The sequence below is a fragment of the uncultured Neptuniibacter sp. genome (genome assembly GCF_947498015.1).
Classification (GTDB): Bacteria; Pseudomonadota; Gammaproteobacteria; order Pseudomonadales; family Balneatricaceae; genus Neptuniibacter.
Map to the genome: position 1 here is coordinate 55,697 of NZ_CANMIR010000013.1, position 11,321 is coordinate 67,017.

Sequence of the window (11,321 nt, forward strand, 5' to 3'; positions counted from 1 at the left end):
GCGGCTCCAAAGGGATTGTGCATAAGAATATTTGTCCCGTTGCCGGGAAGCCCCTGATCTCGTGGACGGTTGAGGCCGCGTTGCAGTCGAAATACATAGATAAAATTGTGGTTAGCATCGGATGATGCTGAAATCCTCAGAAAGGCTTCTGACTTTCCGGTTTGCACGCTTGAACGCCCGGCAGAACTGTCTGGGGATTGCACACCTTCTGAACCGGTCGTCATGCATGCTTTGCTGGAAATGGAAAAGCAGGGTGAGCGTTTTGATTATGTGGTTCTTCTGCAACCGACATCCCCTGCAAGGAGCTCCACGCATATAGATGCAGCATTTTCTCAGATGCTGTCTGATCAAAGGGCCTGCTCCATGATCAGTGTGAGTCAGTTGGATCATTCCCCATTTAAAGCGTTTGTCATCAATGAAGAGGGGGAGCTGAATGGCATTATCGGGGACAATGCCAACCATGCAGGCTTTTATGCTGGATTGGCGCGATTGAATCATTACTCTTTTGGCTTTGAGCCACTGGAGATCCGGGAGTTTTACTGGCAGCTGCGCGCTTTCGATGAAAGCTTTGTTGAGAGGGTTAATTCCTATGACATGCTGGTGGTTGGGGGCGGTAACTACTTTGAGTTATGGGTGGAGCACTCTCCCACTGGGACCTCCTTTATGTTGGCGCCCGAACTGTTCAAACAGATCAAAGTCCCTGTGTTGTTCAATGCGCTTGGCGTTGATCCGGGGCAGGGCGCTTCCGAACAAGCTTGCACCCGGTTCAGGTTCTTTCTTGATCATGTGCTGTCGGATCCAAAGAATATGGTCTCCATCCGTAATGACGGTTCTCTGGAAGCGCTGAATGAATATATAGGTTCTGAATATGCGCAACAGTGTATCTGGACGCCTGATGCCGGTTGTTTTGTCCCGTGCTCTGAACCGATTTTGCATCTGGAGGGCGACTATTTAGCCGTCAACCTCGCCGGTGATATGCTTGATCAGCGATTTACAGATACAGATAGTTATACGAGGTTTCTCTCAGGCCTGGTTAAATTGCTGGAAAGGTACCTGAATCAAGGTTTAGTGCAGCAGATAGTTTTAGTGCCGCATATTTTTAGGGATCTTCGGGCCATTTCGGATCTGCTGGAACAGATGGATGATGCCTTCAGAAGGAGGTCTGTGATCGTGGCTCCTCTTCTGCACGGTCCGGGCAGTGAGCAGATCTTCAGTTTGTATGCGGGGGCGCGTTTAAGCCTGTGTACAAGATTCCATGCTAACCTCTGTTCAATTGCGCAGGGTACGCCGACTATCGGTCTGGTTAATTACAGGCAGATCGAAAAGCTTTATGAGGAAATGGGTCTCAGTGAGTTTGCGGTAGCAGTGAATGAAGAGAGCTGCTTTGAAACAATCGAAGCACTATCAGAATCATTGTTGTCAGCTGCAGATACTAAGCATGCTTTGTTTAATCAGAAGGCAAATCAGGCAAGAAAGGAATATGCTGAATACATATAACAGATAGGCACTTTCCTGGATAAGAACTTTATGGAATAAGTTGACTTAATTCTATCTTAAAGAGATCGGAGGTTCTGCCGATCTCCTTTGCAAGTACTTTAGTTTCTGAATAGGTTTTTTATGAGCGTTAATTTGAATGCATTGAAACAGTATCAAAGCGTTGACCTTCGTGCGACAGTTGAGACTGCCAGTCCGCATAAACTGATCTCTATGTTACTGGATGGAGTCCTGGGATCTCTGGCTAAGGCAAAAGGCGCGATTGAGCGTGAGTCGATCGAGGAGCGTACTCAGCATCTGAATAAAGCGTCTGAGATCGTTGTGGGTCTTAAGGGAAGTTTGGATCTGGAGCAGGGTGGAGAGGTTGCAGCGAATCTGAATGGGCTGTACGACTATATGCTCCGCTCGATTATGACGGCGAATAGTCAGAACGATGCAGAAAAAGTGCAGGAGATCATGGATCTGATGCTTGAGATCAAGCAGGGTTGGGCGGAGATGCCAAACGATATCCAGATGGGTGAGTAAGATATCCATTTTTATAAAAAGCCGCTATATGCGGCTTTTTTTGTGGTTATTTCCTTTTGATAGCCGTTTGGGCCTTAAGTTGAGGTGAGTACATAGTGATTCTGAATCATTCGCTGGTTGTGGATCAGCGGCTTATCGGCGAAAATAGCGCCAGTTTTGTTCAAGTCGGTTTTGAATCACCTCAACCGCTCAGATACCAATTTATCCGGATAACTATGTCTAGCATCGATCAGGAAGTCTCGACACGACGGACTTTCGCCATTATCTCTCACCCTGACGCAGGTAAAACCACTATCACCGAGAAGCTGTTGCTGTTCGGACAACTGATTCAGCAGGCGGGTACTGTTAAAGGTAAAAAAAGTGACCGTCATGCCACTTCTGACTGGATGTCGATGGAGCAGGAGCGTGGTATCTCGATCACCTCTTCGGTGATGCAGTTCCCCTATAACGGTCGTATGGTTAACCTTCTGGACACGCCGGGACATGAGGATTTCTCTGAGGATACATACCGTACTTTGACTGCCGTGGATTCTGCTCTGATGGTGGTTGACGGAGCGAAAGGTGTTGAGGATCGTACGATCAAGCTGATGGATGTGTGTCGCCTGCGTGACACTCCGATCTTCTCATTTGTTAACAAGGTCGATCGTGAGATCCGAGATCCGATTGAACTGCTCGATGAGATTGAAGAGGTATTGAAGATCGCAGCTGCCCCCATCACCTGGCCGATCGATATGGGGCAGCGATTCAAGGGGGTGTATAACCTCTATACCGATACGATCCATGTCTTCCAACCCGGTATGGGACACACTATCCCTGATGATGTGCAGATTCAGGGGTTGGAAACGCCTGAAGCGGAAGAGCTATTGGGTGATATTTATGCAGACTTTCTCGAAGAGATCGAACTGGTTCGTGGGGCGACCCATGAGTATGACCAGGAGGAGTTCCTTGCAGGTCAGCTAACACCGGTATTCTTTGGTACGGCGCTGGCGAACTTTGGCGTACGCGAGATGTTGAACGATTTTGTGAAGTGGGCGCCTGCGCCGATTCCACGGGCGACGATTACGCGCGAAGTCGACCCGGCAGAGGATAAGTTCAGCGGCTTCATCTTTAAAATTCAGGCGAACATGGATCCGAAGCACCGTGACCGTATCGCGTTTATGCGTATCTGTTCCGGTAAGTATTCGAAAGGGATGAAGATGCGCCATGCCCGGATCAAAAAGGATGTCAAAATTGCCGATGCGGTGACCTTTATTGCGGGTGATCGTGAGAATGTAGAGGAAGCCTGGTCTGGGGATATTATCGGGTTACATAACCACGGTACGATCCAGATCGGTGATACGTTCTCGGCGGGCGAAGATCTGAAATTTACCGGCATCCCTCACTTTGCACCGGAGATGTTCAGACGTGTGCGGCCACTCGATCCGCTGAAGATGAAGCAGTTGCAGAAAGGTTTGCAGCAGCTGTCTGAAGAGGGTGCGGTTCAGCTGTTCCAGCCTCTGAAGAATAATGACCTGATCCTCGGTGCGGTAGGGCAGTTGCAGTTTGATGTGGTGGTGTTCCGTCTGAAGGATGAGTACAAGGTTGAGTGTAAGTATGAACCGATCAGTGTGCAGACTGCACGCTGGGCGGAGTGTGATGATGACAAAACCCTGGAAGAGTTTCGTAAGAAAAACCACGATAATCTGGCAATCGATGGCAGTGGTTTGCTCACCTATCTGGCACCAACCCGGGTTAATCTAAGCCTGGCTGAGGAGCGCTGGCCGGATGTCGCTTTCAGGGCGACCCGCGAGCATTAAAGCCTATCGCTGCAGGCTCGCTGAGCTTGCAGCTTTCCTCTCTGCATCTTAAGCTGCTTCTATGCGCTTAATCGATTCCCACTGTCATATTGATTTCCCCCAATTTGAGTCCCGTCGTCAGGAACTGCTGGAGCAGGCATCCCTCTCTGGTGTTGATGAGATTGTTGTTCCCGGTGTCACCGAAAAACATTGGGGGCGGCTGCTGGATTGTGTTTCTCATCATGCTGGCCTGCATGCCGCGTTAGGATTGCATCCTTGCTTTTTGGATCAGCATCAGCCGGAAGATCTTAAGCGTTTGGCTCGGTTGCTTGAGACTCAAACGGTCTGCGCAGTAGGTGAGATCGGTTTGGATCTGTTTATTCCAGATGCGGATCTCGATGCACAGCTGTTTTATCTGGATCAGCAGCTTGCACTGGCAAAACAGTTTGATCTGCCGGTCCTTCTGCATGTCAGAAAAGCGCATGATCAGATGTTGCAGAGATTGCGTAGGGTAAAGTTACAGGCCGGTGGTGTCGTGCATGCGTTTAGTGGTAGCAAGCATCAGGCGATGCAGTATGTTGATCTGGGGTTTAAGCTGGGTATCGGCGGGACTATAACCTATGAGCGCGCTAAAAAACTGCGGAGTATTGTGTCTGAGATGGATCTGGCAGATCTGATTCTGGAAACGGATGCGCCTGATATGCCGTTGAGTGGTTATAGGGATGAGATCAATCAGCCTGCTCGTGTTCGTGAGGTGGCTGAAATGGTGGCGCAGCTGAAACGGTGCTCTGTCGAGCAGGTTGCGCGGATCACCACCGCTCAGGCGGTGGCGTTATTTCACTCGATCAGTTAAACAGATTGTCTTCGATGCGGGAGAGGGTCTCCCAGACAACCTTTGTTTTATCGTTAACCGGGATCTTGAAGATACGTCCATCCGAGCCTACCGGTGAGCTGGTATAGCTACCGTCAGCTGGGTTCATCACCATACGGGCCAGTGATACCGGATAGTTGGGTCCGGAAATTTTCTGGCCGTACGTCTTCTCAATCGGAATTAGTTCCGCGCGGGATGAGACGATCTTGGTCATATCTCTGCACTGTTTTGTATTGCCCAGACAGAAAAAGCGATATTTAGTGTCCAGTAGGTAATAGCTGGTATCAGCAGGCTCCCGCTTGGACGGTGTAATGCTATCCATGCTGATGCATCCGCTCAGGCCTAAAACGGCAATTAAACACAGTGCGATACGCATATTGGTTTCCTGTTTTTAGTTTAGTTAGCAGATATCTTCAAATGGATTATCACAATCAAGCGATACCGGATTGGCATATCCTGGGAACTCAATCTGAGAGTCGGTAATATTCAGATCTTCGCCCTGAAGTACGTTATGGTCATACAGGTATATCGGCTTAGATTCGCCTTTGAGGGAGTCCTGGTCATACTGATGAGCCAGCGCCCGGGTTACCGCTAGTTTATCCTGATAAGCCTGCAGCTCAGTTTTGCTATAGCGCTTGCTCAACATCTGCTGCACAACGTGAGGTGACAGTACCGGTGCAGATGCGTTGTTGCCGCCAAAGCCTTTGGAGTTCAGCAGGACAGAGTCGATACCTGTGGAGCCGACTTCAATATGCTGGTTGCTCAGATGCAGGTTGCTCTGATGAATATCCGTTGCAAACTCAGGCGTTGTAACGATTCCGGGTATATAGCCGTACTTCCAGACACCTAAAGAGGCGCTGAGCTGATCACCGCCTGCGGTACCCTGAGAGTGACCTAAATAGCACTTAACAGCAGCAACGGTCCAGTTCTCGATACCGAATGCTTTTGCTGTTTCGTTGATGACGTGAGATTCAGTGACACGGTTTTGCGGGGTGCTGGTGCCGTGTGCCTGTACAAAACTGCGTTGTTTGAGGGACTCTTCCCCTAGCATTTTGCGTACGAGTGAGGCGGATTTTGCCAATGTGATGTAGTTTCCGACTCCCGGAGCTGAGATCGATTTTTTATGACCATCAGCGTTAACAAATACCTCGGGAACCGCTCCGTAGATTTCGGCACCCAGCTCTATCGCCAGATCATCACTCATTAACAGGATGAACTGACTGCTCTCGCCCATTGTGAAACCGCAATTGTTGCCAAATGGGCGACAAGCCTGACGATAGTTTTCTGCTGTCAGTTCAGACAGTTTATCCAGTGCCAGTAGGTCTTTGTCTTCGGCCAGCGCCCCCATCGCCCGGAAGCCTTCGATGATCTCTGGGGTTACCGGAGCATCACTGCCGCCGACCAGAACCACTTTGCGGCGTCCGGAGCGGATATCATTAACACCACTGCGGAGATTGTAGAGGAAGGTAGCGCAAGCGCCGAGAGCGCCACCAGTGGTACCAATGTTGCCCAACATATAGGCATTGACAAAGTCAGCAGGCATCTGGGCATAACCCAGAGGCATCTGCTTTGATGTTGTTCGTTTGCCGAGCGCGGCAAATTTTGTTAATCCGCCAAAACCAAAATCATCCAGCTGACCGATTGAGTTACTGGCGTAGACCGCAATCTGATCGGGTGCAACCCGGTCAGCAATCTCGTTAAAGGGGATACCTGTGGAGGAGAGTGCATCGGAAGCAGCGAAAACCGTCATCTGCAGATTGCGTGGGTGATTGCGCGACTGATAAAGCTTACCGGGCTGAAATCCGGAGGGCAGCTGTCCTGCAGATTGTACCGGTGCAATTTTATTATCCGGAATGATAACGTCCATCTGGGCGTTAACTTCGATACTGAACTGCCCAGGTGCCGTCTCTGTCACGCTCCAGTTTTCCGGAATCTGCAAAGGCATCTGACGTTTACGCAGGCGGAATTTAAGTGTCTCTTCGCCGCAGTTAAGCGTTGCAGGCTTATTAAACATGACGTTGTTAACGTCGAAGGCACTCTTCTCGATTCGGCGAATCAGGGTGCTGTTAAGAAGCTGATCTCTGAGCGTTGCGACCAATGTTTCAGCACTACAGCTCTCTCCCTGTTGATTCAGATACTGACCCTCTTGAGTGGTCGCCAATCCTGTCAGAATGGCAAGGTCAGTCAGGGTCTCTGTTTGTGACTGAGTGTCGAGTTTATCGATGATCAGACGTCGGTATGCGTGATGAAATGAGGCACGTCCAGCAGGGTTGATACCACCAAAACCAACAATGACAGGAAGCTGGGACAATTGAATCTCCTCAAGGGACAGATCTTTATAGAAACGTATAATCCCTGTTTATAGCTATACATAATTAAGTAGACAGGGGCCATATTACTGACTAATCATTTTATCGGTGTTTGCTATTACTGACTAGCATCAAAACCCCTTTTTATCCGTTTTTAGTCAGTGATTGTTAAGTGATAGTATGGCTAAATTCAGGGATTAGATAATTCGTAGGAGTCAACCATGAAAAAACTTGTCGCCATTGCTGTTGCTGGTGTGTTGTTAGCGGGCTGCCAAACGATCGACCCATATACGGGTGAGCAGAAAGTGGGTAATACAGCGAAAGGCGCTGGCATTGGTGCGGTGGCCGGTGCTGTATTGGGTGCGGCGGTCTCCAGTAAGAGTGATCGTAAAAAAGGTGCTTTAACCGGTGCTTTGGTAGGTGGCGCTGTGGGTGGAGGTATCGGCTATTACATGGATCAGCAGGAAGCTTTGCTGCGCCAGGAGCTGGAAGGAACAGGGGTACGTGTTGAGCGTATTGGTGATTCTATCCGTTTGATTATGCCTGGGCATATTACGTTTGCACTGGACTCTGACCGTATTGCCGGTAGCTTCTATCCGGTTTTGGACTCTGTGGCTAAGGTATTGATTAAGTTTGATAAAACAGAGCTGAATGTGGATGGGTTTACTGATAGCTCGGGCTCTTTTGAGTACAATCAGCAGCTTTCAGAGCGACGAGCTGCGCGAGTTGCAGATTATCTGGTGGGCTCCGGTATCGCTAATCTGAGAATTAACGCACGTGGCTACGGTGAGCGTTACCCTGTTGCCAGCAACAACTCCGCATCAGGTCGTGCGATGAACCGTCGTGTTGAGATCAATATCAGCGGTATGCGTCGTTGATATAATCTGATGATCCGGTCCGCCTTAATGTTTGTTGAGGCGGGCTCTCCCTCCTCTCGAGTGAATATCTTTCGCTTTACTGAATCCGCTCCTCTGGCTATACCTTAACTGTTACTCAGATTAGATTCTTCAGAACGATCGGGAGGTAGATATGAATGCCGAGATCGGAAAGTTGATGGATCAGTTATGTAACCCGGACAGTGAGTCTAGTGTTTCCTGTGATCTGACCAGCTCTTCAGTACGTCAGGTGGGAGCGCCCATCGATACTGCGTTGTATCATGATCTTAAGACGCTTGCTGCGTTCTATCGTAAGGATGAGAATTGTATTGCGGGTGAGCTACTAACGATTGCACTTAAAGAGGCATTTTCTATGCTCTCCGAAGAGCAGCGAGAGCACCTGAAAGTTGAGCAGATAAGCTTTGAACGCCAATCCGCTGAGCGACATATGGAGCAGCAGCGCTATGACCCGGGTTGTACCTAAATAAAAAAAACGCACCTTCGGGTGCGTTTTTTGATCGTGTCTGAGAATGTTTAGCGAGCGATTGCCAGATCGCCGGGGCGAATATTGTGAGAGGAGGTGTTACCACTGATATGGCCGGATGCACCACTCATCTGCACATCATCGATCACTAGCGTTTGCCGGGTGTTACTGAGTTCTGTGCTGGCTTTCATATCAGGGGTGTAGAATGTGGACTTCCGGTAGATGGTCAACTTATCTCCCCGCTTAATCCCCTGTTGTTTGCCTGCGCCGATCCAGATATTGCGATCATCAGTGCGGGTGATTCGCGCGGTAAACGGTTCGCACTGTAGGGTTGTTTCCAGATCAGAAATTACTTCCTGTAACAATAAATTAACCTTTTGACCGTAATCCTGCTTTTTGAAGCTGGCCGTATTAAAACCGGTATTAATGGTGCGATCTAAATTCCACAGACCAGCGGTTTGGTAGTGCTTTTGGCTGATCAGATGACCGGAGAAACCGTCGTGAATAAACAGATCGAACTCAAAGTTACGCAGGTGTTTTCTGCTTTTGTAATCCAGGCGGTTATATAGATCGATGAAAAAGTTGTTTTCGGCATGGGTTCTGGGGTCGATCATCGACATATCCCGGATGACGCCGGAGATAAGGTAGTTAACCTGTAGCTGGCCTGCGGTGTGGAGTGTGCTGGTGAGCATACCATCATCCAACTGAGCGGTGGCTGCACGATCTGTATTGGAGTAGAGCGAGATGTTGCCCGCGTTAAAAGCGACCATAGCTCCCTTCTGGTTGAGGTGTTGAGTTAGTAAACCGGGGAGCTCTGAGCTGATATTGTATAGACCACCCAGATTGGCTTGTGAAGCCTGAGTCAGGGGGAAGGCGGTCAAGGCAACTGACTTGGCGTAGGTGTTACTGATCCCGTTTTTACAGCCTTCATCAATCAGGACATCAGCTCTGATGCGGATAAAGAGGCTCTGCCCGATAACTTTCTCATCAAGAATATCAATGTTTGATACCTGCCCCAGCGTGCTGAGTTGCATGTTATCGATCTCCAGTATGCCGTCGCGAACAACCTGGCTGCTGGAGACGTAAACGGCTGCCTGCATTGAGGCTTGCTGGGAGGCATCACGGATTGCAGCTTCACGGGCTGAAGAAATATCTTTGTTGACGATGAGGGCTTGTCCTTCCGCTTCAATTACGACCGCCTGGACTGAAAAAGGAAGTGTAAGCAGGATAAGGATCCCAAATATTTTCGGTATGAAATTAAACATATCTCACCGTTGACCGATTAACTTATGAAGACAGTATGCAATTGCCGGATCAAAGTAAATGTAGATTCGGGCTGGGTGGTATGCCACTCCCTATGCCTACATGATTTATGATAGATTGTCGTGCTTAACCCTTTAGTTTGGAAGGTCAGGATGAAAAAAATTTTACTGCTGCTTTCAGTTTGCCTGCTTGCGGGGTGTGCCCAGCAGAGGCAGGCAGAGGATGCTCCTCCGGAGCGTGTTCATATTGAGAGTATGAGTCCTGACGTAGTGGCTGAGCTTCATAAGTTGGAAAAGGCTCATATTGCTGAACGAGAGGCGTTGCTGGAAAAAGAGCAATCATTGGTTAAGAGGCAGGTTGTACAGGTACCCGCTGAACCTAATGGGTTGGATCCGCTGAGTGAGGCGGTAGCCCAGATGGCTTTGCAGATGAATGCAGGATTGCAGCAGAACCGTGTGAAACGATTTCCGGTAGCAGTGGTTCCCTTCACAAACCTGAATAATAGCCGCAAAGTTGGGCGTTTTGGTGAGCGTATTGAGCAGGGATTTATCTATCAGTTACAGCAGCATGGCTATAATCTGGTGGACTATCGTGCTGCGGGGCTGACAACGACGACCAAACAGCCGTTGTCTAAGCAAAACCTCTCAGGTTTGAGAACCCGCTATAAGATCTATTTTCTGGTGACGGGGACCTATGCGCAGCATTCCGATGGATTGGTGATTAACTCCAGGGTCATTGATACGACGACGCGTCAGGTGTTAGCGACAGGGCAATCGCATATTGGCAATCAAAGATTGGAGGGAGGGATTCCAGGCTATAACCCTCTCGAAGCTTTGAATGAGGGTATGATTATTGAAAATCGTGGTGGACCAGTAGGCAGATAAATAGATGCATAAGATCATGAAGCCGATACAACGAACTCTACTTATGCTTGCTGCGTTGGTAATGCTGCAAGGTTGTGAAACAGCGGTTGAAAATACTAAGGAGCTAATGCAAGCCCTGCCGGATATCAATCTGCCGCCTCGGGTTGAAGAGGCTCCGGATCCTCAGTGGGTTAGGGCAACAGGCTATGCGCCGATCAGCTTACAACCGGGTCAGAACAAGCAGCACAAGGTGTTGTTGGCGATGCGTGCGTCAAAACTAAGAGCGTATCAAGAGCTGGCAGCAGTGGTTCATGGTCAGTACCTTTACGGCACGACGACGGTACAGGATATGGTGATGCAGAGTGATCAGTTTAAAGCTGCGGTGTCCGGTATTGTGCGTGGGGCGCAAGTTGTGAAGAGCTATCCCGTCCAGGAGGATACCTATGCCACGACATTGGAGATTGATCTCAATCAGGTGCAGCGAGCCTGGATAAGTCGCTAATCTTCCAATACATGTAAATTTAAAAAAGGAGCGGTTTGCTCCTTTTTTTATGGCTGAGGATTACTTGTTTTGTGTGGCTTCAAAAGCGGCTAGCTGCTCCGGCGTTGCCTTCTCCTGATATTTCTCTTTCCAGCTATCGTAAGGCTCACCATAAACCAGCTCACGGGCGCTATCATAATCCACATCAACACCACGCTGTTCTGCTTCAGCTTTATACCACTTGCTTAGACAGTTTCGGCAGAATCCCGCGAGGATCATCAGGTCAATATTCTGGACATCCTTTCGTTCATCCAGATGGGCTAAAAGCTTTCTGAATACGGCGGCTTCTATATCATTCTGCGTTTGTTGGTCCATAGTGTC

General features: G+C 49.1%; 13 protein-coding genes. 9 read left to right on the forward strand and 4 right to left on the reverse strand.

The features are described 5' to 3' along the window. The first annotated feature begins 17 nt into the window (after positions 1-17). The 5 genes from Q0882_RS16780 (at position 18) to Q0882_RS14450 (ending at position 4,647) form a co-directional block, all read left to right on the forward strand. Entirely contained in the window at positions 18-125 is a 108-nt protein-coding gene (locus Q0882_RS16780) for a hypothetical protein (RefSeq protein ID WP_366915936.1), read from the forward strand. Beyond that, positions 106-1,497 carry a polysaccharide pyruvyl transferase family protein gene (locus Q0882_RS14435; protein ID WP_299183029.1) on the forward strand — a complete coding sequence of 464 codons (1,392 nt, stop codon included), beginning with the start codon at positions 106-108 and terminating at the stop codon, positions 1,495-1,497. Before Q0882_RS16780 ends, Q0882_RS14435 begins: the two co-directional genes overlap by 20 nt. Positions 1,498-1,617: 120 nt before the next feature. Then, positions 1,618-2,019 carry a flagellar export chaperone FliS gene (gene fliS / locus Q0882_RS14440; RefSeq protein ID WP_299183031.1) on the forward strand — a complete coding sequence of 134 codons (402 nt, stop codon included), beginning with the start codon at positions 1,618-1,620 and terminating at the stop codon, positions 2,017-2,019. Positions 2,020-2,234: 215 nt separating this feature from the next. Continuing rightward, entirely contained in the window at positions 2,235-3,815 is a 1,581-nt protein-coding gene (locus tag Q0882_RS14445) for a peptide chain release factor 3 (protein ID WP_299183150.1), read from the forward strand. Between the two features lie 61 nt (positions 3,816-3,876). Next, the gene (locus Q0882_RS14450; RefSeq protein WP_299183034.1) at positions 3,877-4,647 is read left to right on the forward strand and encodes a TatD family hydrolase; all 771 of its coding nucleotides are present in this window, start codon (positions 3,877-3,879) and stop codon (positions 4,645-4,647) included. On the opposite strand, the gene Q0882_RS14455 is transcribed toward Q0882_RS14450, so the two are convergent. Both Q0882_RS14455 and Q0882_RS14460 read right to left on the reverse strand, forming a co-directional pair. Next, positions 4,640-5,041 carry a hypothetical protein gene (locus Q0882_RS14455; RefSeq protein ID WP_299183037.1) on the reverse strand — a complete coding sequence of 134 codons (402 nt, stop codon included), beginning with the start codon at positions 5,039-5,041 and terminating at the stop codon, positions 4,640-4,642. The genes Q0882_RS14450 and Q0882_RS14455 overlap by 8 nt on opposite strands. A gap of 24 nt (positions 5,042-5,065) precedes the next feature. After that, on the reverse strand, positions 5,066-6,976 hold the full coding sequence (locus Q0882_RS14460) for a beta-ketoacyl synthase (protein ID WP_299183040.1): 1,911 nt from the start codon (positions 6,974-6,976) through the stop codon (positions 5,066-5,068). 219 nt (positions 6,977-7,195) lie between these two features. Between Q0882_RS14460 and Q0882_RS14465 the strand changes: the two genes are divergently transcribed. Both Q0882_RS14465 and Q0882_RS14470 read left to right on the forward strand, forming a co-directional pair. Further along, entirely contained in the window at positions 7,196-7,852 is a 657-nt protein-coding gene (locus Q0882_RS14465; RefSeq protein ID WP_299183043.1) for an OmpA family protein, read from the forward strand. 151 nt (positions 7,853-8,003) lie between these two features. Next, positions 8,004-8,333, forward strand: coding sequence for a hypothetical protein (locus tag Q0882_RS14470; RefSeq protein WP_299183046.1), 330 nt, complete (start codon positions 8,004-8,006; stop codon positions 8,331-8,333). 50 nt (positions 8,334-8,383) lie between these two features. Here the strand turns inward: Q0882_RS14470 and Q0882_RS14475 are convergent, their stop codons facing one another. Next, positions 8,384-9,598 (reverse strand): flagellar assembly protein T N-terminal domain-containing protein, encoded by a 1,215-nt coding sequence (locus Q0882_RS14475; protein ID WP_299183049.1) that lies wholly within the window; start codon positions 9,596-9,598, stop codon positions 8,384-8,386. A gap of 150 nt (positions 9,599-9,748) precedes the next feature. On the opposite strand from Q0882_RS14475, the gene Q0882_RS14480 reads away from it, so the two are divergent. Then, positions 9,749-10,480 carry a FlgO family outer membrane protein gene (locus tag Q0882_RS14480; protein WP_299183051.1) on the forward strand — a complete coding sequence of 244 codons (732 nt, stop codon included), beginning with the start codon at positions 9,749-9,751 and terminating at the stop codon, positions 10,478-10,480. Between the two features lie 4 nt (positions 10,481-10,484). Then, the gene (locus Q0882_RS14485) at positions 10,485-10,961 is read left to right on the forward strand and encodes an LPP20 family lipoprotein (protein WP_299183054.1); all 477 of its coding nucleotides are present in this window, start codon (positions 10,485-10,487) and stop codon (positions 10,959-10,961) included. Between the two features lie 60 nt (positions 10,962-11,021). Here Q0882_RS14485 and Q0882_RS14490 read toward each other — a convergent pair whose 3' ends face one another. Then, complete coding sequence (locus tag Q0882_RS14490) at positions 11,022-11,315, reverse strand: DUF1244 domain-containing protein (RefSeq protein ID WP_299183056.1); 294 nt, start codon at positions 11,313-11,315, stop codon at positions 11,022-11,024. Positions 11,316-11,321 lie beyond the last annotated feature (6 nt).

What these genes read in the sequence shown, in the direction of transcription:
- Q0882_RS14490 (WP_299183056.1), bottom strand. Translation starts at nt 11,315, where the DNA reads ATGGACCAACAAACGCAGAATGATATAGAAGCCGCCGTATTCAGAAAG.
- Q0882_RS14475 (WP_299183049.1), bottom strand. Translation starts at nt 9,598, where the DNA reads ATGTTTAATTTCATACCGAAAATATTTGGGATCCTTATCCTGCTTACA.
- Q0882_RS14465 (WP_299183043.1), top strand. Translation starts at nt 7,196, where the DNA reads ATGAAAAAACTTGTCGCCATTGCTGTTGCTGGTGTGTTGTTAGCGGGC.
- Q0882_RS14470 (WP_299183046.1), top strand. Translation starts at nt 8,004, where the DNA reads ATGAATGCCGAGATCGGAAAGTTGATGGATCAGTTATGTAACCCGGAC.
- Q0882_RS14480 (WP_299183051.1), top strand. Translation starts at nt 9,749, where the DNA reads ATGAAAAAAATTTTACTGCTGCTTTCAGTTTGCCTGCTTGCGGGGTGT.
- fliS (WP_299183031.1), top strand. Translation starts at nt 1,618, where the DNA reads ATGAGCGTTAATTTGAATGCATTGAAACAGTATCAAAGCGTTGACCTT.
- Q0882_RS14445 (WP_299183150.1), top strand. Translation starts at nt 2,235, where the DNA reads ATGTCTAGCATCGATCAGGAAGTCTCGACACGACGGACTTTCGCCATT.
- Q0882_RS14485 (WP_299183054.1), top strand. Translation starts at nt 10,485, where the DNA reads ATGCATAAGATCATGAAGCCGATACAACGAACTCTACTTATGCTTGCT.
- Q0882_RS14455 (WP_299183037.1), bottom strand. Translation starts at nt 5,041, where the DNA reads ATGCGTATCGCACTGTGTTTAATTGCCGTTTTAGGCCTGAGCGGATGC.
- Q0882_RS14450 (WP_299183034.1), top strand. Translation starts at nt 3,877, where the DNA reads ATGCGCTTAATCGATTCCCACTGTCATATTGATTTCCCCCAATTTGAG.